Genomic DNA, 21,802 nt, shown 5'->3' with positions numbered 1-21,802 from the left:
GAGCCGGACCACCGTTCCCGGCTCCCCCGCCACGGACGCCGTATCCGGACCGCGGCGGGCGGGCAGGCTCCGACCGCCGGGCCCGGTACCGTTCAGCAACCGCCGACGGCGTCCACGAGCAGCCAAGGTGCCGGCCCGGTGCCGTCGTGCCACGCCCGCAGGGCCGGCCGGCCGACACACACGATCCCGCACTGCTCGGCGTACTCGACGGCCGGAGCGGTGAAGTCGCTGGTGGTGACGAGGACCGCGACATCGGCCTCGTGCACGGTGTAGCACGTGCCGCCGAAGCGCTGGAGGTCCTGCGAGCCGACCCGGTGCCCGTCGCCGTAGCGCTTGCACTGGATGACCACCCGCCGCCCGTCCGGCGCCACGGCCAGCACATCGGCGCCCAAGTCCCCGGCCCCGCCGACGACTTCGACTCCGGTGCAGCCGTCCCGTTCGCACAGCCCGGCCACGGCCCGCTCGAACTCGTCGGCGTCCAGGGCGTCGTAGTCGTCCGCGCACGCGTACCCGGCGGAATCGGCGACGCGACGGTCGCCGACGGAGGGGGCGGCCGCCGCGGGCGCCTCCCACTCCTCCAGCGCCGTGTGCACGCCCTCCTCCAGTGCCGCGGCGGCCCGCCGGGCGGTCCGGGCGCCGAAGAGGCGGTGCCGTCGGCGGCCCCACGCCAGGACGGCGGCGAGACCCGCCAGGCACAGCACGGCCACCCAGGCGGGGCGCCGCTCGGCGGTCCCGGCCAGCGTACGGACGGCGAAGCCGAGGACACACAGGAGCAGGGCGAGCAGCACGAAGAACAGGGCGGTCGAGCGTAGGTCGAACGACCGGCGGCCGGTGCGCGGTCGTGTACGGCGTGCGGGCATGGTCACGAGGTGACGCCCCCTTCCCTGGCGGAACGTGAAGATCACTTCCGTCTGCCCGCAAAGCCCGCGCCCCCTTCATCCCGGGGACGCTTCTCTCGTGCGCGTAGCGCGCCAGGGCCTGCGAGATGCCGCCCGGTTCCTCGTACGCCGTCCCGTCAGCAGCCCGCTGACGGGACGCGGCGCAGAGGTCTACGGCAGGGCCGTGGCCCAGTGCTCCATGGTCTTTTCGGCCAGGTAGCGGACCAGTCTGAGGTCGGCGGCCAGGTCCCGGGCTTCCCGGCTGTGCAGGCCCAGCAGGGGCGTACCCTTCTTTCCGCCGCCCTCCTTCATGTGCACGATCCTGTTCCGGATGCCGTACACCCGTGAGGAGATGGCCGCGCGGTAGTCGCTGCCGGGCAGCGGGGCGCCGGAGCCGTCGTCCGCGAGCGTCTCGACATGCCGGATGACCGCGGGGTCGCTCAGTGTCGCGAACAGGTCCCGGTCCCGCAGGAGTCCGGCGACCTCCGCCTGTGTCACCGCCAGGTTGATCACGGCATCGAGCTGGTTCTGTTCGGTCCCCAGGCTGCGGGTCTTCTGCGGACGCGCGTACGGGGACTGCGCCTGGTCCTGCTTGGCGACTCCCTGCACGGCCATCTCCCGGGCGACGGCCTTCGGCATGTAGAACTCGAGCACCTGGTAGTACTTCAGCCACCGTTCGACCGGGTGACGCCCCGCGGCGTTGCCGGCGCCGTACAGTTCGGCGGGCTCGGCGTCGTACTGCCGCTGGGGGAAACGGAGTTTCGTGGAGTAGGAGGGCCCCCTCCGGCTGCCGAGGCGGTATCCGCTGTCCCAGAGGCGCAGCGAGGCTCCTTGCGCCTTGGCGAGGCCGAAGAGATACGAAGTGCCGTACGCCACCAGCGCCTTCTGCGCCTCGGCCGCGTCCGGGGCCGACACCCCCGACAGTTCCAGACTCGGCGAGAGTCCTCCCCCGTCCCGCGTGTTGTACAGCAGGGACAGTTCGGGCGGGACGGAGACCAGCCGCAGCGACCGGCCGGAGCCGTCCGCCTCCTCGCTCACGCGAAACGCCCCCGTCGAGGCGAGCAGGCCGGCCAGGTCGGCGCCCAGGGGGCCCTCGAGGTCGGCGGCTCGCCGCTGTCGTGGGAGGAGGCTGCGTACCAAAGCGCTGTGGAACTGGTCGAAGTCGCCGATGAGGCGCGCGGTGATCACTCCGCTCTGCGGGTACCAGACGGCGTGGCGCTCGGGCAGCGGGACTGCCGAGCCTACGAGGCGTTCCATGAGGTGGAGCTGCGCCGCCGACCTCAGGCGTATGCGCGGGCCGCCGGCTCCGGTGAAGACGATCCGTGCGTCGTCGCGCCACCGCCGGCCGTCCCACTTCTGCTTGCCGTCCCACTCGACGGTCACGTCGGTGCGTCGGCCCGCGAGGCGCTGAAGGCGTTCGACGGCCTCCTGGTACGTGATCCGGGGCGGTTCGAAGTCCTCGTCCTCGAAGTCGTCCCAGAGGTCGTCGTCATACTGCGAGATGTCTTCCACGCGGGCCTCTCCGTGCGGGTCAGGACCGGCCGGATCGCTCTGTGACCGGCCTCCGTCACAGTAGAGAGCCGGGGCCGTGCCCGGCACGGGAATTTCCGGACCCGCATGCCCCGGGTACCCCACGCGGCGCTCACCGCTTGTTGCGACGGACGGTGCCCGCCCACGCGCGCGGTGGGCACCATCCGGGTGAACGCACCGGGCGGCACAGGACGCACGGCGGACAGGGCCGGCGGACGTACGCGGAGGCCCTCCCGGTCAGCGGCGTCCCGTCCTCACCCGGTGACGGTGGTGGGGCACGGTGTCGGGCTCGGGGAGGTGCTGGGGGCGGGGGACGGGGTGGCGGATTGCGGGGCGCAGTCCTCCGGGCCGGTGGGCGACGGGCTCGGCTCGGCCGTCGGGTCCGGTGAGGTGGACGGTGACGGGCCGCCCGTCGGCTGTCCGGGCGACGGGGAGGGCTCCGGGCTCGCCGGGGGCGTCGTGGGAGCGGTGGGGCTCGGGGCCGGGGAGGCGGAGGTCGGGGCAGGGGCCGGCGAGGGAACGGTGGGGGACGGCCCGGGACGGCCCGGCGGGGTCGGGTCCGGGCCGACGATGATGTCGCCGTCCCCCGCGCCGTCGCCGTGTCCGGCGCCACCGCCCTGTCCCGCGCCGTCGGCGGGCTCGACCGCCGGTGTGTCACCGCCCGCGCCGGGGCTCCGCGGCGGCACACCCGTGCCGTCCGGTACGGCGTGGACTCCCCCGCTGTAGAACTCCAGCCAGCGCCCGACCAGTTCGAGATAGAGCCGCGAGTGGTTGTAGCCGAGGATCGCTTCGGCCCGGTCCGCGCTCCGGCCCAGGTCGCGGTCGCCCGCGCACAGGTAGTGTCCGGCCGCCAGGGCCGCGTCGAAGACGTTGTCCGGGTCGGCCCGGCCGTCACCGTTGCCGTCCGTGCCCCAGCGGGCCCAGGTGGAGGGCAGGAACTGCATCGGCCCCACCGCACGGTCGTAGAGCCGGTCGCCGTCATACGACCCGCCGTCGGTGTCCCGGATCAGGGCGAAACCGCGGCCGTCGAGGGCTGGGCCGGTGATCCGGCGGATGGTGGTGCCGTCCGGGCCGACCGCGCCGCCGCCCGCGTGGCCGGACTCGACCTTGCCGATCGCCGCGAGCAGCTCCCAGGGCAGCCGGCAGCCGGGATCGGACCGGCCGACCGAGGTCTCGGCGGCCCGGTAGGCACGCAGCACGGTGGCCGGGATGCCGGACTGGGAGCGGGTGTCGCGCAGGACGGCCGGGGAGCCCACGCCGGACCGGCGGGCCCGGGGCGGCAGTTCGGTGTGGTACGAACCGTCGCCCGGCGGGGCGGATTCGGCGTACGGGGGGTACGCGGCGTCCGTGCCCGGCCGGTGTTCCCCGTCGGCCGGCGGTGCCGCGTGGGCGTCCTTCACCCCCTCCGTGAGGCCGGGTGCCTGGGAAGCGGTGAGGGCGGCCACGACCGTCACGACGAGGGCGGTGGTCCGCAGCCCCTTGCGGGTCCGGCCGGGAAGCGGGCGTCGTACGCGGCGCGTGGACATCGCTGGTGTCACTCCCGTGGTTGTCGTGGGCTTCACGGTCGTTGTCTCGATGGCGTGGTTCGGGGGTTCGGGTGGTGCGGTCGGGTGGTTCGCGTGGTCCTCAGCGGCCGAAGGTGTCGATGCCGGAGACGAGCCACCGCCCGTCGCGGAGGACGACGTCGACGGCGAGCATCGCTCCGGCGTACACGCCCTCGTCCTGTTTCCCGCGGGTCCCGGAGGTGCTGACGCTGCTCTGGTCGGCGTAGACCAGGACCCGGGCCCGGTCGCCGTCGATGCGTTCGACCGCGCTGTCGGTGACCGTCGTGGTGATCACCGCCTTCTGTGCGTCGGCCCGCTTGCGGACATCGGCGAGCAGGGCGCGGTGCTGGGCGACGGCCTTCCCGGTGAGGAGGTCCTCGGCGGCCTTCCGGAGGGCGCCGGGGTCGGTGTGGTCGTAGGAGAAGAGCCGGTCGACGGCTTTGGCGGCCTGTCCCTTGATCTCGCTGGTGCGGGCGAGGTCGGTCAGGGCGGTGTTGCGCAGCGCGGGGTCGTCCCGCAGGGACTCGGCCTTGGCGTGCGCCCACCCGGCGAACCCGCCGAGGAGGAGGGTGAGGGCGCACAGCAGTGCGAGGGCGGTGCGGTGGTGAGAGCGGGGGCGGGGCGCCTCTCCGGCGGCGGGCGTGGAGCCGTCCGACGCCCGGTCCCGTGCCTCTCCGGCGGCGGGCGGGGGGCCGTCCGTCTTCCGGTCCCGGGGGGCGTCCGGGGCTCCGACGGCCGTTCGCGCGGATCGGGGGCGTACGGCCGTGACGGTACGGGTGCGATGTGCCGGCTGCTCCGGCTGCTCGGCCTGCCCCGGCTGCTCCGGCTGCTGCTGCTCCGGGGAGGCGGCGGGCCGGGTGTCGCGCGACTGGCGGCGCCGCTCGCGGTTGATGTGGTGGCGGGTCGTCGACATCGTGCGGTGTCCTCTCGTGCGGGCGGCGTGCGCGGACGGAACGGTCAGCCGGCCGAGGCGCCGCCCACCGGGGCCTGACCCAGGGCGCTGAGCCGCCACTGGCTCTTGGTGCGGGTGAGTTCGCCGAACATCCGGCTGTCCTTCTCGGTCTTCGCCCCGTCGGACGCCTTGACGGTCACGCGCAGGGCGACCAGCACCCGGGCCCGCCCGGCACGGTCGTCGAGCTCGGTGACGGCGCCCGACAGCACCCGGGCCGTGGTGACCGTCTTCGCCGCCTTCACCTGCTCGGCGAACTGCTTGCGCCCCGAGGCCAGTTGCTCGCGCAGCTCGCCGGTGGTGGACGACTCCCACAGGTCGAGGCCGTGGTCCAGGTCGCGGTGATCGAGGGTGTTGAGGTTCTGCACGGCCTGTTCCCCGGCGGCGAGCGCCTCGTCCCGCTCGGCGGCGTACGCGGACCGGTCGTCGTGGGCCGCTTCGTACCAGTCCTCGCCCGCCCAGGCCGCGAAGCCCGCCGCGCAGAGGGCGAGGGCGAGGGACAGGGCGGTCAGTGGCCGGGGACGTTTTCCGGCGGGGACACGCGGGGTGCGTGGCATGAGGTTCTCCCGTATCTCGCGCACGGTCAGCGGGCCTTGATGTCGACGATCCGCCAACGGTCGTTCTCCAGCCGGGCCGTTACGGTGAGCTGGGCGGCGGCGGTGGTGGCCTTGCCGTTGCCCCGGCGGGAGGTCTGGTCGAGGAACACCAGCAGGCGCGCCCGGTCTCCGTCGAGTTCGATCACACCGGTGCGTACGGCCTTGGTACTGAGGGTGATCCGCTGGCCGGCGAGGTCGTCGCGGATCCGGGCGAACAGGTCCCGGTACTGGCGGGCCGCGCGGCCGTCGAGCACGGTGCGTGCGGAGCGCTCGGCGGTCGCGGTGCCGTCGGGTGTGTAGGAGAAGACGCGGGCGAGGGCGTTGTCGATCTCCCCCGCGACCCGGGCGGTGGCCTCGGTGTCGGTGAGCGCGTGGTTACGGGCGGCCTCCGTCGACCTCAGCTGGTGGGCGCCGTAGTGGAAGGCGCACCCGCCGCCCAGGAGGACGGCGACGATCCCCGCCGCCGCGACCCCGCGCAGCCGGCCGCCCCGTGACCTACGGGAATCGCTCCCGCCCGCTTCCGCCTGGGCGGCCCCTTCCACGGGTCCCTCCGCATCCGGGTCCGGTCCCGCTTCCGGCTCGGCCGGCCCGCCCCCGCGCGTGTCGGCCGCCCCGGAGCCCGCCGGCTCACCCCCCGGCATCCCGGGCTCCGGCCGCGCCGCTTCCTCGACGGGGGCGCCGACCGTCGCCTCGTCGTCGGTGGGGTCGGCCGTTGCGGGGCGCGTGAGGGCCGGTGCCGAGGCGCGTCGCGGGCGTGTGAGTCTCATCGGTGCTCCTCCCCGTACCCGGCGAGCGGTACCGCGTTCAGGGCCCGTACCTTCCACTCCCCCGCGTCCGTGCGGGTCAGCACGGCCTCCAGGCGTTTGCGGTCGGTGGTCGGCCGCTTGGTCCCCGCCGGGGTGACCTCGACGCTGACGGTGGCGATGAGCTTGGCCGTGCCGGCACGGTTGTCGAGCGCGGTGACGGCGGCCTCGGTGACCGTGCCGCGGGCCGAGGCGCCCGCCTTCGGCTCCGTACGCCCCAGTGCGTCGCGCAGCGGCCCGGTCGACGCGGCGCGCCAGGCCCGGATGCCCGCCTCGGCCCGCTGCCGGGTGGAGGCGTCCAGCGTGGTGAGGACGGTGACGCCCGAGCGGCCCTCGGCGAGCGCCCGGTCCCGCTGTCGGCCGTAGGCGGCCGCGTCGTCGGTGCGGGCCTGCGCGTACGTCCACGCGCCGGTCCCGCAGAAGCCCGTCGCCAGCACGAGTCCCGCTGCCGTGAGAAGCCTGGCCCCCCTCACCGTGTGCTCCCGGTGCCGGGCAGGAGGAGGTCCGCCATGTCCTGCGGCGCCGCCCCCTCCTGGCCGGGCAGGGCGAGGGCGCCGGGCAGCGGGGTGGCGGTGCCGCTCGGTGCCGCCGCGCCGCCGGAGGGCAGGGAGCCGGGCCTCGCCGGGCCGGGGACCGGGCCGCCCTTGGGCGCGTGCGCCGAGCCGCGGACGTTGTAGCCGTCCGCGGCGGAGGCGGTGCAGGCCGCGCCGGTGTTGAGGGCGGGCGCGGTGCCGAGGTCGAGTCCGTTGCGGTAGCGGGTGGCGCCGTAACCGGCGGTGCAGGGCAGGGGCTTGAAGAAGGTGACGGCCATGCCGAGGTTCAGCTTCCCTCCGTCGACGGCGGTGGCCCCGGCGGACACGGCCGCCGGGTACTTCACGAGCAGTTCCTCCAGGCCGCGCTGCCGGGTGACGGCGATCTCGGAGGTGGTGAGCAGGTTGGCGAGGACGACGCCGAGGCTCGGGTCGAGGTCCCGCAGGACCGCGCTGACCTGGGTGGCGGCGTCGGGCGCGGCGGCGAGGAGGCGGCGCAGGTCCGCGTCGGAGCCCTTGAGGGTGCGGGCCAGTTCCTTGGCTCCGACGGCGAAGTCCCGGATGGCCCGGGCCTCTTCGGCCTGGGTGCGCAGCACGGTCTCGCCGTCGGCGAGGAGCCGGGTGGTGGACGGCAGGTTGCGGTCGGCGGCCCGCAGGAAGGCGTCACCGCTGTCGAGCAGTTCCCGCAGATCGTCGCCGTGTCCTTCGAAGGTCTTGCCGAACTCGTCCACGACCGTGCGCAGGTCCTCCAGCGGTACGGACCGGGTGAGGTCGTCGATGCTCGCGAGGACGTCCGTGACGGGTGCGGGCACCTGGGTGTCGGACTGTTCGATCCGGGCGCCGTCGGCGAGGTAGGGACCGTCGTCGCCGCGCGGGCGCAGGTCGATGTACTGCTCGCCGACGGCGGAGAGTCCGGCGACCACGGCACGGGCGTCGGCGGGTATGCGCGGGGCGGACTTCTTGATGCGCAGTTCGGCCACGACACCGTCCGCGGTGAGGCCGATCGGGCCGACGCGGCCCACGGAGACGCCCCGGTAGGTGACGTCGGAGTGGGTGAACAGGCCGCCGGTCTGCGGCAGCAGCACGTCGACCGTGTAGTAGTCGGCGACGCCGGCGTACCGGCCGAGGTCGGCGTAACGGATGCCGAGGTAGGAGCAGGCGAGGACGGCGATGAGGAGGAAGGCGAGGTTCTTCAGCCGGACGGCGCGGGTGATCAACCGAGTTCACCTCCCGGCGTGGGTGCCCCGGAGCCGGTGCCGGTGGCTGCGGGACCGGAGGCGGGGGTGGAGACGGCGGGCAGGGGCAGCGGCGAGGTGGGCGCGGGGGTGGTCCGGCGTCCCTTGCCGGTGCCTTCGCGGGCCGTCGTGCCGGGCTGCTCGCTCGCCGTCGTGCCGGGTGGCGCGCTCGCCGTCGGTGAGGGTGTTCCCTGCGGCACCAGCGGCGGGATGATCCGCGTTCCCGGCGCGGCCGTCATCTCCAGGTAGACGTTGAGGTAGTCGCCCTTCACGCCGCGCAGCACCTCGTCGGTGAACGGGTAGGTGAGCAGCACCTGGAGCGAGTCGGGCAGGTCCGTGCCGGCGTCCGCGAGAGCCTTCAGGGTGGGGGCGATGGCTTTGAGGTCGGCGATCATGTCGTCCTTGCTCGCGTCGATGGTGGCGACGGCGACCTCGGAGAGCGTGTCGAGGGAGCGCAGCATGGTCAGCAGCGAGCCGCGTTGCCGGTCGAGGGTCTTGAGGCCGGGTGAGAGGTCGGTGAGGACGGTGGCGACGTCGTCCTCACGGGTGGCGAGGGTCGCGGAGAGCCGGTTGACGGCGTCGAGCGCGTCGGTGATGTCGCCCCGGTGGTCGTCGAGGTCGGTCACCAGGGTGTCGACCCGTCTCAGTACGGAGCGGACCTCGCCCTCGCGGCCGCCGAGCGCCTCGTTCAGTTCCCGGGTGATGGTCTTGAGCTGGTTGACGCCGCCGCCGTTGAGCAGCAGGGACAGCGCGCCGAACACCTCCTCGACCTCGGTGTTGCGGCTGGTGCGGGAGACCGGGATGACGGCGCCGTCCGCCAGCCTCCCGGCGCCGGTCCGCCGGGCGGGCGCCACGAGCTGGATGTACTTCTCGCCGAGCAGACTGGACTGTTCCACCCGTGCGGTGGCGTCGGCGGGCAGCCGTACCGCGCCGTTGATCTTCATGGTGACGCGGGCGGACCAGCCGTCGAGTGCGATGCCGGTGACCCGGCCGACGGCGACGTCGTTGACCTTCACCGCCGCCTGCGGCACCAGGCTGAGCACGTCGCGCAGTTCCGCCGTGACGGTGTACGGGTGGTCGCCGAGGTCGGCGCCGCCGGGCAGCGGCAGTTCCTGGATGCCGTCGAAGCGCGTCACGCCGAGGGTGGCGGCGCCGAGGACCAGGGCCAGGCCGAGGGCGAGCAGTCCGCCGGCGGTGAGGCGGGCCGCGCCCGGCCTGGTGAGTGTCCGTCTCGGGACCGCCGTGTCCACCCGTTCGGCGGGCCGGGTACGCAGTCTCATCGCCGTCCCTTCCCGGATGCCGTGATGCCGTCCGTCGGGTACAGCGGCAGCAACGGACCGCCCAGGCTGATCTCGTTGAGGTTGGCGCGGCCGTCGAGGGTGCGGGTGTCGGGGTTGTAGGCGTTCACGACGTTGCCCGCGGCCAGCGGGGCCACATCCAGGGCCTCGGCGAGCGAGGCCCGCTGCTCGACCAGGGTCCGGGTGAGGGGGACGAGCCGGTCCACGTTCTCCTTCAGCGCGCCCCGGTTGTCCTCGATGAAGGTCTTGACCTGGCCCAGGGCGGTGCCGAGTTCGTCCAGGGCGCCCGCGAGGTCGTCCTTGTTGTCGGCGAAGAAGCCGACGACCTCGGCCAGGCGCTCCTGGGCGGTGCGCACGTCGTCGTCCTTGTCCTTGAGCATGGTGGTGAAGGCCTGGAGCCGGCTCAGCGTGTCGAACAGGTCGTCGCTGCTGCCGTCGAGGGTCTTGGCGGCCTTGCCGAACTGCTCGATGCTGTCGCCGATGGCCTCGCCGTTGCCCTGGAGGTTGGCCGCCCCGGTCTTCAGCAGGTCGGACAGTGCGCCGGTGGAGTTGGCGCCGTCCGGGCCGAGCGCCCGGCCGAGTTCGGTGATCGAGTCGTAGAGCTGGTCTATCTCGACGGGGGTGCGGTTGCGGGCGGCGGGCAGTACGGCGCCGTCGGCCAGGGCCGGGCCGTCACGGTAGGCGGGGGTGAGCTGCACGTACCGGTCGGAGACGACGCTCGGTGCGACGACGACGGCACGGGCGCCGTCGGGCACCTTGACGCCCTCGTCGAGCCGGAGGCCGACCCGTACCGTGGTGCCCTGGGGCCGTACCGACTCCACCTCGCCGACGCGTACGCCGAGGATCCGCAGGTCGGACCCGGCGTAGATGCCGACGGCGCGGTCGAAGTAGGCGGTGAGGCGGGTGCCGTCGGAGCCGAGGACCCGTACGGCGGCGAGCCCGGCGGCGATCAGCACCGTCAGGGCCAGCGCGCAGGCGAGGAGTTTCCGGCGTGTGCTCATCGCTGACCTTTCCCCTCGGCCGTGGTGCGCTGTTTCGGCGGCATGCAGCCGGTCGAGGGCCGGGACGTCTCGGGCAGATAGGCGCGGGGGACGACACCGCACAGATAGCTGTCGAACCAGCGGCCGTTGCCGAGGGTGTTGCCGACGAGGCGGTAGTACGGGCCGGCCAGCGCGAGGGTCTTGCCGAGTTGGGCGTTGTTCTTCTCCAGGACGGTGGTGACCCGGCCGAGTGCCTCGAGGGTGGGGCCCAGCTGCCGGTCGTTGTCCTCGACGAGGCCGCCGAGTTCGGTGCCGAGGTCCCGGCTTCCCTCGAGCAGTGCCTGGATGGCGTCACGGCGGTCGCGCAGTTCGCCGAGCAGGGAGCCTCCGTCCCGCAGGAGGATCTCGAAACTGGACTTCTTGTCCTTCAGCGTCTGGGTGAACCGGGCGCTGCCCCGCAGGAGTTCGGCGAGTTCGGTGTCGCGCCGGGAGACGGACTTCGACAGCGCGGACAGGCCGTCGGCGGCCTTGCGCACATGGGGCGGGGAGTTCGCGAAGGTCTTGGAGATGGTCTCGAAGCTGTCCGCGAGCTTCCGGGTGTCGATGGCGTCGATGGTGCCGCCGAGGTCCTGGAACGCCTGGGTGACGTCGTACGGGGAGGTGGTGCGGGACAGCGGGATGCGGCTGCCGGGGTCCTGGCGGGCGGCGCCGAGCGGGTCGAGCGCCAGGTACTTGTCGCCGAGGACGGTCTTGATGGCGATGGCCGCCGTCGTCCGGTCGCCGATCCAGGCGTCCTCGACCTCGAAGCTGACCTTGACCTTGGGGCCGTCGAGGGCGACGCCGGTGACCTCCCCGACCTTCACGCCGGCGACGCGCACCTCGTCGCCGGCGTCCAGTCCGGCCGCCTCCGAGAAGTCGGCGCTGTAGGTGGTGCCGCCGCCGAACGGCAGCCGGTCCAGCCGCAGGACGAGGAGGGCGAGCAGGGCGAGGACGAGCAGTCCGACGACGCCCACGGCACGGGGGTCCCGCTCCCTGACCGGCTTGAAGCGCGGGCGCCGGGCCGCGCCCGGGCGGCCGGTGGTGCCGCGCCGTGCGAGGAGTCTCATCCGCGGCACCTCGATTCGGTGAGCGCGATACCGGTCGGCGCCTTCGAGCCGTCGGAGGTGGTCACATTGCTCACCCGGGCCTCGCACAGGTAGAGGTTGAACCACGATCCGTAGGAGGAGAGCCGGGCCAGGGCGGACATCTTGGCGGGGCTGCGGTCGAGGAAGTCCTGGATCTGCGGGGTGTGCCCGGCCAGGCCCGTCGACAGCCGGCCCAGTTCGCGGATGTCCTTCTTCAGGGGCGCGCGGCCGTCCTGGAGGAGCCCGGCGGTGACGGTGGTCAGCTCGCCCATGGCCTGGACGGCGTCGCCGAGGGGTTTGCGGTCGTCGTTGAAGCCGGTGACGAGGGACCGCAGGGTGGCGACCAGGTCGTCGAAGCCGGCCTCGCGTTCGTTGAGGGTCCGCAGGACGGTGCCGAGGTTCGCGACCACTTCGCCGATCACCTTGTCCTTGGCGGCGACGGTGGTGCTGAGCGAGCCGACGTGGCGGATCAGGCTGTCGACGGTGGCGCCCTCTCCTTGCAGCACCTGGACGATGGAACCGGCGAGTTCGTTGACATCCTTCGGGGAGAGTCCTTCGAACAGCGGCTTGAACCCGTTGAAGAGCAGGGTCAGGTCCAGGGCGGGGGTGGTGCGCTCCAGCGGGATGGTGTCGCCCGGCCGGAGGGTGCCGGTGAGGTCGCCGCTGCCCCGGTCGAGGGCCACGTAGCGCTGGCCGACCATGTTGAGGTACTTCACGGCGGCGGTGGCCGACCGCGGCAGCCGGCGGTCCTCGCGGACGGTGAAGGTGACCTGGGCGGTGCGGCGGTGGACGACCCGCACATCGGTCACCTCGCCGACCTTCACCCCGGAGATCCGCACGCTGGCGCCCTCGTCGAGGCCGGTGACGTCGGTGAACAGCGCCCGGTAGGTGGTGGTGTCGCCGCCGATGCCGGTGTCGGCGACGCTGAGGCCGAGCACGGCGGTGGCGAGGCCGGTCACCACCACGAAGGCGAGCGACTTCAGCAGCGGCCCGGCCAGGGAGCGCCGCCGGGTGTGGGCGTGGTCCGGGGCGGTCATCCGAGGGTCACCTCCGTGCCGCGGTAGGCCGGGCCGGCCAGCAGGCTGCTCCAGTCGGGGAGTTCGCCGGGGGGCCGGCCGGTGGCGGGGGCCAGCAGTTCGTTGACGAGGTCGTTCTCCTGCGGGGTGTTGGCCGGGCCGAGCCCGGCGCCGGTTCCCGGATACGCCGTCAGGGCGGGTTCCGCCGCGGTGCCCAGGTAGGGCACGGGGTGGCAGCGGGGGCCGCCTCCGGCGCCGTAGACCGGGGTGTCGCGGCCGGGGCGGTAGGCGCCGCGCGAGGGCACGGCGGTGATGTCGACGTGAATGCCGGGCCGGTCGGTGCCCTTGCCGAGCGCCTTGTCCATGGCGGGCACGAACTCGGCGAGGGTGCGCAGCGTGCAGGGGAAGGACGGGGAGTACTCGGCGAGCAGTTCCAGGGTGGGCCGGCTCGCGGCGCTGAGCCGGATCACGTTCTCCGCGTTCTGCTGGAGGAAGGCGGTCATGTCCTCGGCCGTCCGGGTCGTGGCGCCGAAGGTGCCGGCGAGTTCGGCCTCCTGCTCGGCGAGGGTGCCGCCGGTGGTGGTGAAGTCGGTGAGCGCGGCGAGGATGTCGGGGGCGGCGTCCGCGTAGACATGGCTGACCTTCACGAGTTCCTTGAGGTCGCGGTTGAGCGTGGGCAGCTGGGGGTTGAACCGGCGCAGGTGCGCGTCGAGCCGGGTGAGGGTGGAGCCGAGCCGGTCGCCGCGGCCCTCCAGGGCCTGGGAGACGGCGGAGAGGGTGGCGGAGAGCTTCTGCGGCTGGACCGCGGTGAGCAGCGGCAGCACGTTGTCGAGGACCTGCTGGAGTTCCACGGCGTTCGCGGAGCGGTCCTGCGGGATGACGGCCCCGGCGGCCAGCGGCCGTGGCGAGGGGCGCGCGGGCGGGACGAGCGCGATGTACCGTTCGCCGAACAGCGTGGTCGGCAGCATCTGCGCGCGCACGTCGGACGGCACCCGGTCGAGGGCGCCGGGTTTCATGGCGAGGGTGAGCCGGGCGCCGTCGCCGGTGGCGTGGATGGCGCGGACCTCGCCGACGACGACACCGCGCAGTTTGACCTCGGCGCCCAGGTGCATCTCGTTGCCGACGCTGCCGGTCTCGACGACCACCGGAGCGGAGGCGGTGAACTTCTTGTCGTAGACGGCGACGGCCAGCCAGATCAGCAGGGCGGGCACCAGCAGGAACACCACCCCGGCCGAGCGGCGGCGCAGCGTGTCGCCTCGTGGTCGGCTCATCTCACCCCGCCACCTTCACGGTCGTGGTCGCGCCCCACAGGGCGAGCGAGAGGAAGAAGTCGGTGACGCTGATCAGCACGATGGCGTTGCGTACGGACCGGCCCACGGCGACGCCGACACCGGCCGGGCCGCCTGCGGCGCGGTAGCCGTAGTAGCAGTGGGCGAGGATCACCATCACGCTGAAGATCAGCACCTTCAGCACGGACAGGAGCACGTCCGTCGGGGAGAGGAAGAGGCCGAAGTAGTGGTCGTACGTGCCCCGGGACTGGCCGTTGAACAGGACGGTCACCAGGCGGGAGGCCACGTAGGAGGAGAGCAGGCCGATCGCGTAGAGGGGGATGATGGCGACGACCCCGGCGATGACGCGGGTGGTGACGAGGTAGGGCATGGAGCGGATGCCCATGCCTTCGAGGGCGTCGACCTCCTCGTTGATGCGCATCGCGCCGAGCTGCGCGGTGAAACCGGCGCCGACGGTCGCGGAGAGGGCGAGTCCGGCGACGAGGGGGGCGATCTCGCGGGTGTTGAAGTAGGCGGAGACGAATCCGGTGAACGCGGCGGTGCCGATCTGGTCGAGTGCCGCGTATCCCTGGAGTCCGACGACGGTCCCGGTGAACAGGGTCATCGCGATCATCACGCCGATGGTGCCGCCGATGACGCCGAGCCCTCCGGTGCCGAAGGCGACCTCGGCGAGGAGGCGCTGGACCTCCTTGAGGTAGCGGCGCAGGGCGCGCGGGATCCACAGCAGGGCCCGGGTGTAGAAGAGCAGGTGGTCGCCGGAGCGGTCGAGCCAGGCGAGCGGGGAGGCCATCGCGGGTCAGCCCCCCTTCGGCGGGACGATCCGGAGGTACAGGACCGTCATCACCATGTTGACGAAGAAGAGCAGGAGGAAGGTGATGACGACGGACTGGTTGACGGCGTCGCCGACCCCCTTGGGGCCGCCGCGCGGGTTGAGCCCCCGGTAGGCGGCGACGATGCCCGCGATGAACCCGAAGACCAGTGCCTTGAGTTCGCTGATGTACAGGTCGGCCGGCTGGGCGAGGGAGGAGAAGCTGGACAGGTAGGCGGCGGGGGTGCCGTCCTGCATGATCACGTTGAAGAAGTAGCCGCCGAGGGTGCCGACGACGGAGACCAGGCCGTTGAGCAGGACCGCCACGCCCATGGTGGCCAGCACCCGGGGCACGACCAGGCGCTGCACGGGCGAGACGCCCATGACCTCCATGGCGTCCAGCTCTTCGCGGATCTTGCGGGAGCCCAGGTCGGCGCAGATCGCGGAGCCGCCGGCGCCGGCGATCAGCAGGGCGACGATGAGCGGGCTGGCCTGCTGGACCACGGCGAGCACGCTGGCGCCCCCGGTGAAGGACTGGGCGCCCAGTTGCCGGGTGAGCGAGCCGACCTGGAGCGCGATGACCGCGCCGAAGGGAATGGAGACGAGGGCGGCGGGCAGGATGGTGACCCCGGCGACGAACCAGAACTGCTCGATGAACTCGCGGAACTGGAAGGGCCGTCGGAAGATGGCACGGCCGACCTCGACGGCGAGCGCGAAGAGCCGCCCGGTCTGCCGCAGCGCGCCGCTGATCATGCGCCGCTCCCGGCGGCGGGGATCGGCCGGGTGGGTGTCGCGGCACTGTCCGCGTAGGTCCGCAGGATGGCGGTGCGGGCGGCGGAGGGCAGTTGGTCGATCATGCGCAGGACCCGTTCGCGCCGCCGGGTGACGGCGCGGCGGTGCGGCAGTCCGGGCGACGGCTCCAGCTGCGGAACGATCCTGCGGGGCTCGGCGGCGCGGGCGGTGCCCGCCTCGGCCGCGAGGGTGGCCGCGTCCTTCTCCTCCGACATCCCGATGGGGCCTTCGCGCCGGCCGTCGAGGAACTGGGCGACCACCGGTTCCTCGCTGGTGAGCAGCACCTCGCGCGGGCCGAAGGTGACGAGTTCGCGCCGGAAGAGCATCCCCATGTTGTCGGGCACGGTGGCGGCGATGTCGAGGTTGTGGGTGACGATCAGCATCGTCGCGTCGAGCTGCGCGTTCAGGTCGATCAGCAGCTGGGAGAGGTAGGCGGTACGGACCGGATCGAGGCCGGAGTCCGGTTCGTCGCAGAGGATGATCTGCGGGTCCAGTACGAGCGCGCGGGCCAGTCCGGCCCGTTTGCGCATGCCTCCGCTGATCTCCCCCGGCAGTTTGCCCTCCGCGCCCAGCAGTCCGACGATCTCGATCCGCTCCATGACGATGCGGCGGATCTCGGACTCCTTCTTGCGGGTGTGCTCGCGCAGCGGGAAGGCGATATTGTCGAACAGCGACATGGATCCGAACAGGGCCCCGTCCTGGAACATGAGCCCGAATAACTTACGGGTCTCGTAGATTTCCCGCTCCGGGCTGTTCACCATGTCCACTCCATTGATGAGCACCCGGCCTTTCTCGGGTTTGAGCAGCCCGACGAGCGACTTCAGGAAGACGGTCTTCCCGGTGCCGGACGGCCCCAGCATGACGCTTACTTCTCCGGCCGGAAGTGTGAGTGTCACGTCCCGCCAGATGCTCTGCTTACCGAAGGACTTGGTCAGGCCTTCGACCACCACTTCGACGCCCATATCACCTCCAGCGGACGACAGGTCGGTTCCGTGTTCCCGGGTGCGCGGCTCACGTCGGCGCGCACCACGCCGGCTTCGGGTGCTGCGCCCCAACCCCCGCCGTCGGCCCGGCGTTTGTCACCCCGCAGACAACCTCGCTCCGTCCGTCCGCGCCTCGGCGCGAACGGGCGGGCCGGCGGCCGGAGGGCATCCGCCACGGCTCGGCCGGCGGGGGTCGCCGACCTGGCACCGAGCACCGCACCGGCACGTTACGGCCGAGTAACCGCGGTGGGCAATACAGGGTCCCAGGTTTTCGGAGAGTCCCGGTTCGGCCATGCGAAATCTGTCACGGCGCAGACAAACCCACACCCGGAACTTGTTGCCGAGTGAGCAATCCGTCCCCGTACGGGCAGGCCGGGGACACCCCCTCCACCGCCGCCAAAGGCCCCCGGCTTTGGCAGCGGATGACTAAGACCGGTTGCGGATCACTCACCCGGGAAAGAGATGGTTCTTCTTTTCAAAGAATCATGAACAACGGCATTGTTCGGCGAAGTTTCCCGCCAGTAACGTCATGGTTCGCGGACGGGGAACACCGAGCCGCGGGCCGCACACCCTCGCTCGATTCAGCAGCGGCCCATCCCTGCCGTTCAACCACAAGGAGAGCCCTGACGCCATGAAGAAGCACACGAGAAGGCTCGCCGTCGTGGCGGGTGCGGCCGCGGCCGCCTTCGGTCTCACCGCCGGGCCCGCCTCGGCGGCTCCCTCCACGGTCTGGACCGTCACCCCGACGGGCAGCTACACGGCGACGAACAGCGGCAACATCGTGCTGACCGCGACCATTCCGATGACGTGCACGACGTCCAGCGCGTCCGGTTCCATGGCCAGCGCCACCGGCAACCCGGCCACGGTCGCCACCATCAACGCGATCAGCTTCGGCACCTCGGCATCGCCGTGCACCAGCGTCCTGGGCAACGTCAGCACCGTGGCGGTCACCCCCTGGACGGTCGTCGCCCAGGACTACAACGCCTCGACCGGTGTCACCACGGGCTACGTCGGCAACATCACGGCCAACGTGTCCGCGGGCGCCTGCAAGTTCACCGTGACGGGCAAGGCCTCGGGCACCTACACCAACTCCTCGGGCGTCCTCGCGGTCAACAGCGTCGCGGGCGAGCTGGTCGTCAGCTCCAACCCGGCGCCCGTCAACTGCGGCACGGTGGTCACCACCTCCACCAAGCCCACCTTCAAGGGCAACTACGTCATCAAGTCCTCCAACGGCACCATCCCGAAGATCGTCGGCTCGAACCCGTAAGGCGCCGCCGTGCGCGTCCGCCCGGCCGGTCACGCACCCCGGCCGGGCGGACGCGGACCGCCCGGCCCCGCCCGTTTTCGGCTCTTCCCCTTTGTCCACACCGGTGTACGACCGACTGGAGCTGTATGAGAGGCCATCGCGCCGCCGCGCCGCGGCTGCCCCGGGTCCGTGCCCGCACCACGGCCATCGGCGCGTTCGTGGTACTCGCCGCCATGGTCCCGGCCGCGGTCTCGGCCACGGGCACCCAGGAGGCCGATGTCGCGCTCCCCTATGTCTGCCGGCTGCCCTCGGGAGAACTGCCCGCGACGGTACGCGTCACGGCGGCCTTCCCCACCGCGGCCACGGCGGGCAAGGCGTTCACCCCCGCCGATGTCACCACCACCGTCGAGCTGCCGGCCGAAGCGGTGGCGGACCTCGCCCGCGGCCGGGCGTCCGGCGTGCGCGCGGTGACCCGTCTCGGGGTCGGGATCGCGCAGGGCGAGTCGGCAGCCGAGGCGACCTGGCGCGGTACGGCGCCGCCGGCCGCCCTGCCCGCCTCGGGACCCCTGACGCTGACCGCGACGGGCGAAGTCCCCTCCGTCACCGCGCGCGTGGACGGCGCCCTCGCCTTCTCCGCCCGCGCCCTCGACCTCGACCTGGCGCTCGACACCCCGGACGGCGCCGCCGCCGACCCCGCCGCGCTGACCGTCGGCTGCGCGCTCGCCGAGGACGCGCCGAAGCGGGGCCTGCTGGCCACCGTACGGATCGAGCCGGACCCCGAGTCCCCGGCGACCAGCCCCGCTTCACCGACCCCCTCCGTCCCCGCGCCGGACACCGGCACACCCGGCGCCCCGCACTCCCCGGACGACCAGACCGGCCAGGACGGCCGAGGGGGCCGGGACGACCCGGAGGGCCGGGCGCCGACGGTGACGGAACGGGCCCCGCGGGGTGCCGCGACCCGCCGCCCGGACGCCCCGCCCTGCCGCTACGACGAGCGGCACCCGTCCACCTCGGCATCGCTCAACGCCTACGTCACCGGCTACACCAACGTGCGCAAGCTGGCCGGGGCCTCACTGATCCCCCTGTCCTGCGCGCTGATCGAGCAGGGCCCCACCGACATCGAGCTCTTCCCGGACTACTCCGGGGGCTATCTCAGCCAGCACTCGCAGGGAACGCTCTGGTACCGGGGCAAGCCGCAGACCCCGCCGTTCCAGGCCACCTTCCTGACCTTCGGCTTCGTTCCGACGAAGGCCACGATGGTGCTGGAGCAGACGGGGCCCATGACCATGGACGGCAAGGGCGAGACCTCGTTCGTCACCCTGTTCACCAAGATGGAGACACGGGTACGGGTCCCGCTGGTCCTCAGGGTGACCGCCCTGGAGGTCAACGGAACCCCGCTGGACGTCGGTACCGGCTGCCGCACGCGAAGCCCGCTGCGCTCCGAGGAGCCCGAGCCCGCGAAGTTCCCCGGTGACCACCTGGTGCTGACCGGCCGCAGCTCGCACCAGCCGCCCGCCCTGCCGGTCGGCTATCTGCTCAGCTCCGGCGGCCCGTTGACCGGCGAGGTGACCATCCCCGCCTTCACCCACTGCGGCGGCAAGGGCGAGGACCTCGACCGTCTGCTCACCGCCTCGGTGTCCGGCCCCGGCAACTACGTCAAGCAGACGCAGGGCCAGACGTGCGCGGTGCAGGTCTTCAACCCCGACCAGTGCACCAAGGATCTGCAACCCCTCGTCATCCCCGTCCCCGAGCGCTGAGCCGCTCCCGCTCGGCGCTCCCCCCGTCCCCTTCTCCCCGGAAGGCCACCACCATGCCCCGGCTCTCCACCCGCACCCGGCTCTCCGCCGTCGCCGCCCTGACCGCGCTCGGCACCCTCGCCTCCATCGGCGGCGCGTCGGCCGCCGACCCCACGCTGAACGGCCAGTGGGCCCCCTTCACCCGCTGCCCCGTGGACGCCCCGGCGATGCTGGCCGCCGACGGTTCCGACAAGACCCCGCAGTGCGTGGTCTCCACCTCCGCCAGTGGCTCCATCAAGCTGGGCAAGACCACCGTGGTCACGGGCAGGACCAACCTCCAGTTCGGTGTCGTGCAGAACGCGGACGGCACCAGCACCGTCGTCGCCCCGCCCTCCGGCGCGCTGGTCGCCGACTCCGCCACCGTCCCCGGCGGTCTGCTCGGCCTGATGTGTCCGAGCGACATCCCGGTGATCACCGGCATCTGCCAGACCCTCAGCGACGCCAGGCTCAACAAGATCACCGCCACGATGGAGTCCGTCGGCGCGCCGTACGCCTTCGACCAGACCGCGGGCGTCCTCAAGGACATGCCGATCATCGCCCTGCCGGTCCGCGTCCACCTGCAGAACCCGCTCCTCGGCGACAACTGCTACATCGGGTCGGCGTCCGCCCCGATCGTGCTGCGGCCGAAGAACCTCGACTACCCGGCGTTCGGGATGAGCTTCTTCAAGGGTGACGGCACGGCCGACGAGGCCGGCGAGATGAGCCGGATCGACCTCACCGGCGCCCCGCAGAACGACGGCGGCTTCGCGGTGCCGGGGGCCACCGGCTGCGGCCTGAACGTCGGCCTGATCAACGCCGCCGTCAACGCCAAGACCGGCCTGCCCTCCGCCGCCGGGAACAACAGCCTCACCCTGAACAGCGCCCAGACCTTCCTGGCCGGCCTCACCGCGCCCGGGACCGCCGTACCCGACGCCGGCGAGGTGCTCGCCCGCAACTGGCACTCCGCCGTGCGGTGACGGCCACGGCCCGGCCGTTCTCCGGCGGCGCGCTCCGGCAGGCACCGGCGTAATCCGCCTGAGCGGTGTACACCGGGCGGCTCAGTTGATTAAGTGTCAGCACCCAGACCGGTGTGACACCTGGTGGACCGGGCCGGGCACCCTCCGCTCGAGGCGGACGGCGCCCGGCCGGCCGCCTCGCCGGACACTTCTGAGCGCAAGAGGTGACTTATGCCCTCGATCGCACGGTCCCCCGAAGTCGGCGAACCGCTCGGCCCCCTGCCCAAGAGGTTCGCGGCCGTCATACGGCCGGAACTGCCGAGCCTGCTCAACGAGATACGAGCGGAGGTCACCCGCGCCTACCCGGTGTACGGCCGGCTGCTCAACGGGCCGAGCGGGGACGCGATCCGCCAGGGCGTGGAACTGGCGCTGGTCACCTTCGTGGACCGGGTGGCCGACCCCGGCAGGCGCTCCGAGGCCCGCGACGAACTGCTGCGCAGGTTCGGCCGGGTGGAGGCGTACGAAGGCCGCGACCTGCACACCCTGCAAGGCGCCTACCGCCTCGGGGCGCGGATCACGCTGCGCCGCGCCAAGACGATCGGGCGGCAGCACAACCTCTCCCCCACCCTCGTCCTCTCCTTCGCCGACGCCCTCTTCGCCTACGTCGACGAACTGGAGGCGGTCACCCGCGAGGGGTACGCGGAGGTGCGGGAGCGGGCCGCGTCCGAGGTGTCCGCGTTACGAAGACGCCTGTTACACCTCATCCTGGCCGCGCCGCCGCTGCCGGGGACCACCGTCACCGAGCTGGCCGAGGCCGCCGGCTGGGAGCTGCCCCAGCGGTGCACCCTGGTCGCGCTGCGCCCCCCGGTGGCCGACCGCATCCAGGCCGCGCTCGACGAGGACGTCCTCGTCGACCTCGACATGCCCCAGCCCCACCTGCTCGTCCCCGGCAACCTCACCCCGCAGCGCCTGACGATGCTCCGCAAGGCCCTGTCCGGCACCCGTGCCGTGCTCGGGCTCACCGTCCCGCTCGGCCAGGCCGCCGACTCGGTGCGCTGGGCGCGCCGCGTCCTGCAACTGGTCGACGACGGAGTGGTCCCCGACGCCCCGCTGATCGCCTGCGAGGACCACCTCACCACCCTGTGGCTGCTGTCCGACCACGCCCTGGTCGACCATCTCGCGGCCCGCGAACTCGCCCCGCTCGACGGGCTCCCGGCCAGCCGGCGCGGCCGGCTCATCGAGACCCTGCGGGTCCACGTCTCCACCCGCGCGCCCGCGGAGCAGGTGGGCGAGATGCTGGGCGTGCACGCCCAGACCGTCCGCTATCGCCTGCGCACCCTCGACTCCCACCTCGGCGACCGGCTCGCCGACCCCGAGCACCGCTTCGCCCTGGAGGTCGCGCTGCGCGCCCTGCACCTGCGGGGGCACGACGGCTCGCGGTGAGGCGGCGGCGTACGGGTGCGCGGGAAC

General features: G+C 72.8%; 20 protein-coding genes. 4 read left to right on the top strand and 16 right to left on the bottom strand.

The window, feature by feature from the left end:
* Window positions 1-92: 92 nt before the first annotated feature.
* The 16 genes from HB370_RS34005 to HB370_RS33930 all read right to left on the bottom strand — a co-directional run bounded on the left by HB370_RS34005 (window position 93) and on the right by HB370_RS33930 (window position 16,334).
* The gene (locus tag HB370_RS34005) at window positions 93-860 is read right to left on the bottom strand and encodes a restriction endonuclease (protein ID WP_030791545.1); all 768 of its coding nucleotides are present in this window, start codon (window positions 858-860) and stop codon (window positions 93-95) included.
* Between the two features lie 189 nt (window positions 861-1,049).
* Window positions 1,050-2,390, bottom strand: a complete 1,341-nt coding sequence (locus HB370_RS34000) for a hypothetical protein (protein WP_030791547.1) — start codon at window positions 2,388-2,390, stop codon at window positions 1,050-1,052.
* Window positions 2,391-2,662: 272 nt separating this feature from the next.
* Entirely contained in the window at window positions 2,663-3,934 is a 1,272-nt protein-coding gene (locus HB370_RS33995) for a lytic murein transglycosylase (protein ID WP_030791548.1), read from the bottom strand.
* A gap of 100 nt (window positions 3,935-4,034) precedes the next feature.
* Window positions 4,035-4,865 (bottom strand): hypothetical protein, encoded by an 831-nt coding sequence (locus tag HB370_RS33990; RefSeq protein ID WP_030791550.1) that lies wholly within the window; start codon window positions 4,863-4,865, stop codon window positions 4,035-4,037.
* 44 nt (window positions 4,866-4,909) lie between these two features.
* The gene (locus HB370_RS33985) at window positions 4,910-5,458 is read right to left on the bottom strand and encodes a hypothetical protein (RefSeq protein ID WP_030791552.1); all 549 of its coding nucleotides are present in this window, start codon (window positions 5,456-5,458) and stop codon (window positions 4,910-4,912) included.
* A gap of 26 nt (window positions 5,459-5,484) precedes the next feature.
* Window positions 5,485-6,264, bottom strand: coding sequence for a hypothetical protein (locus HB370_RS33980; RefSeq protein WP_244405732.1), 780 nt, complete (start codon window positions 6,262-6,264; stop codon window positions 5,485-5,487).
* Window positions 6,261-6,773, bottom strand: coding sequence for a hypothetical protein (locus HB370_RS33975; protein WP_030791556.1), 513 nt, complete (start codon window positions 6,771-6,773; stop codon window positions 6,261-6,263). Before HB370_RS33975 ends, HB370_RS33980 begins: the two co-directional genes overlap by 4 nt.
* Window positions 6,770-8,047 carry an MlaD family protein gene (locus HB370_RS33970; RefSeq protein ID WP_030791558.1) on the bottom strand — a complete coding sequence of 426 codons (1,278 nt, stop codon included), beginning with the start codon at window positions 8,045-8,047 and terminating at the stop codon, window positions 6,770-6,772. The genes HB370_RS33975 and HB370_RS33970 overlap by 4 nt, the downstream gene beginning before the upstream one ends.
* Window positions 8,044-9,345: an MCE family protein gene (locus HB370_RS33965; RefSeq protein ID WP_078637763.1), complete on the bottom strand. Its 1,302-nt coding sequence runs from the start codon at window positions 9,343-9,345 to the stop codon at window positions 8,044-8,046. The genes HB370_RS33970 and HB370_RS33965 overlap by 4 nt, the downstream gene beginning before the upstream one ends.
* Complete coding sequence (locus HB370_RS33960) at window positions 9,342-10,364, bottom strand: MCE family protein (RefSeq protein ID WP_030791562.1); 1,023 nt, start codon at window positions 10,362-10,364, stop codon at window positions 9,342-9,344. Before HB370_RS33960 ends, HB370_RS33965 begins: the two co-directional genes overlap by 4 nt.
* Window positions 10,361-11,449: an MCE family protein gene (locus HB370_RS33955; protein ID WP_030791565.1), complete on the bottom strand. Its 1,089-nt coding sequence runs from the start codon at window positions 11,447-11,449 to the stop codon at window positions 10,361-10,363. The genes HB370_RS33960 and HB370_RS33955 overlap by 4 nt, the downstream gene beginning before the upstream one ends.
* Entirely contained in the window at window positions 11,446-12,504 is a 1,059-nt protein-coding gene (locus HB370_RS33950) for an MlaD family protein (RefSeq protein WP_030791568.1), read from the bottom strand. Before HB370_RS33950 ends, HB370_RS33955 begins: the two co-directional genes overlap by 4 nt.
* Window positions 12,501-13,754 carry an MCE family protein gene (locus HB370_RS33945; RefSeq protein ID WP_030791571.1) on the bottom strand — a complete coding sequence of 418 codons (1,254 nt, stop codon included), beginning with the start codon at window positions 13,752-13,754 and terminating at the stop codon, window positions 12,501-12,503. The genes HB370_RS33950 and HB370_RS33945 overlap by 4 nt, the downstream gene beginning before the upstream one ends.
* 1 nt (window position 13,755) lies before the next feature.
* Window positions 13,756-14,562, bottom strand: coding sequence for an ABC transporter permease (locus HB370_RS33940; protein WP_030791574.1), 807 nt, complete (start codon window positions 14,560-14,562; stop codon window positions 13,756-13,758).
* Window positions 14,563-14,568: 6 nt separating this feature from the next.
* Window positions 14,569-15,333, bottom strand: a complete 765-nt coding sequence (locus tag HB370_RS33935; RefSeq protein WP_030791577.1) for an ABC transporter permease — start codon at window positions 15,331-15,333, stop codon at window positions 14,569-14,571.
* Window positions 15,330-16,334, bottom strand: coding sequence for an ATP-binding cassette domain-containing protein (locus HB370_RS33930; protein WP_030791580.1), 1,005 nt, complete (start codon window positions 16,332-16,334; stop codon window positions 15,330-15,332). The genes HB370_RS33935 and HB370_RS33930 overlap by 4 nt, the downstream gene beginning before the upstream one ends.
* A gap of 652 nt (window positions 16,335-16,986) precedes the next feature.
* On the opposite strand from HB370_RS33930, the gene HB370_RS33925 reads away from it, so the two are divergent.
* The 4 genes from HB370_RS33925 to HB370_RS33910 all read left to right on the top strand — a co-directional run bounded on the left by HB370_RS33925 (window position 16,987) and on the right by HB370_RS33910 (window position 21,775).
* Window positions 16,987-17,622, top strand: a complete 636-nt coding sequence (locus HB370_RS33925; RefSeq protein WP_030791584.1) for a hypothetical protein — start codon at window positions 16,987-16,989, stop codon at window positions 17,620-17,622.
* A gap of 125 nt (window positions 17,623-17,747) precedes the next feature.
* Window positions 17,748-19,358, top strand: coding sequence for a DUF6801 domain-containing protein (locus tag HB370_RS33920; RefSeq protein ID WP_030791587.1), 1,611 nt, complete (start codon window positions 17,748-17,750; stop codon window positions 19,356-19,358).
* A gap of 53 nt (window positions 19,359-19,411) precedes the next feature.
* The gene (locus HB370_RS33915; protein ID WP_030791590.1) at window positions 19,412-20,353 is read left to right on the top strand and encodes a hypothetical protein; all 942 of its coding nucleotides are present in this window, start codon (window positions 19,412-19,414) and stop codon (window positions 20,351-20,353) included.
* Between the two features lie 210 nt (window positions 20,354-20,563).
* Window positions 20,564-21,775, top strand: a complete 1,212-nt coding sequence (locus HB370_RS33910; protein WP_030791593.1) for a PucR family transcriptional regulator — start codon at window positions 20,564-20,566, stop codon at window positions 21,773-21,775.
* Window positions 21,776-21,802 lie beyond the last annotated feature (27 nt).

Source organism: Streptomyces sp. DSM 40868, assembly GCF_011820545.1.
Taxonomy (GTDB): Bacteria; Actinomycetota; Actinomycetes; order Streptomycetales; family Streptomycetaceae; genus Streptomyces; species Streptomyces eurythermus.
This window is presented reverse-complemented; position numbering and strand designations above follow the sequence as displayed.

Excerpts from the sequence above, each read along its gene's own strand:
- HB370_RS33955 (WP_030791565.1), bottom strand. The coding sequence starts at position 11,449 with ATGAGACTCCTCGCACGGCGCGGCACCACCGGCCGCCCGGGCGCGGCC.
- HB370_RS33920 (WP_030791587.1), top strand. The coding sequence starts at position 17,748 with ATGAGAGGCCATCGCGCCGCCGCGCCGCGGCTGCCCCGGGTCCGTGCC.
- HB370_RS33935 (WP_030791577.1), bottom strand. The coding sequence starts at position 15,333 with ATGATCAGCGGCGCGCTGCGGCAGACCGGGCGGCTCTTCGCGCTCGCC.
- HB370_RS34005 (WP_030791545.1), bottom strand. The coding sequence starts at position 860 with ATGCCCGCACGCCGTACACGACCGCGCACCGGCCGCCGGTCGTTCGAC.
- HB370_RS33960 (WP_030791562.1), bottom strand. The coding sequence starts at position 10,364 with ATGAGCACACGCCGGAAACTCCTCGCCTGCGCGCTGGCCCTGACGGTG.
- HB370_RS33965 (WP_078637763.1), bottom strand. The coding sequence starts at position 9,345 with ATGAGACTGCGTACCCGGCCCGCCGAACGGGTGGACACGGCGGTCCCG.
- HB370_RS33995 (WP_030791548.1), bottom strand. The coding sequence starts at position 3,934 with ATGTCCACGCGCCGCGTACGACGCCCGCTTCCCGGCCGGACCCGCAAG.
- HB370_RS33950 (WP_030791568.1), bottom strand. The coding sequence starts at position 12,504 with ATGACCGCCCCGGACCACGCCCACACCCGGCGGCGCTCCCTGGCCGGG.
- HB370_RS33910 (WP_030791593.1), top strand. The coding sequence starts at position 20,564 with ATGCCCTCGATCGCACGGTCCCCCGAAGTCGGCGAACCGCTCGGCCCC.
- HB370_RS33925 (WP_030791584.1), top strand. The coding sequence starts at position 16,987 with ATGAAGAAGCACACGAGAAGGCTCGCCGTCGTGGCGGGTGCGGCCGCG.
- HB370_RS33915 (WP_030791590.1), top strand. The coding sequence starts at position 19,412 with ATGCCCCGGCTCTCCACCCGCACCCGGCTCTCCGCCGTCGCCGCCCTG.
- HB370_RS33930 (WP_030791580.1), bottom strand. The coding sequence starts at position 16,334 with ATGGGCGTCGAAGTGGTGGTCGAAGGCCTGACCAAGTCCTTCGGTAAG.
- HB370_RS33985 (WP_030791552.1), bottom strand. The coding sequence starts at position 5,458 with ATGCCACGCACCCCGCGTGTCCCCGCCGGAAAACGTCCCCGGCCACTG.
- HB370_RS33945 (WP_030791571.1), bottom strand. The coding sequence starts at position 13,754 with ATGAGCCGACCACGAGGCGACACGCTGCGCCGCCGCTCGGCCGGGGTG.
- HB370_RS33940 (WP_030791574.1), bottom strand. The coding sequence starts at position 14,562 with ATGGCCTCCCCGCTCGCCTGGCTCGACCGCTCCGGCGACCACCTGCTC.
- HB370_RS33980 (WP_244405732.1), bottom strand. The coding sequence starts at position 6,264 with ATGAGACTCACACGCCCGCGACGCGCCTCGGCACCGGCCCTCACGCGC.
- HB370_RS33990 (WP_030791550.1), bottom strand. The coding sequence starts at position 4,865 with ATGTCGACGACCCGCCACCACATCAACCGCGAGCGGCGCCGCCAGTCG.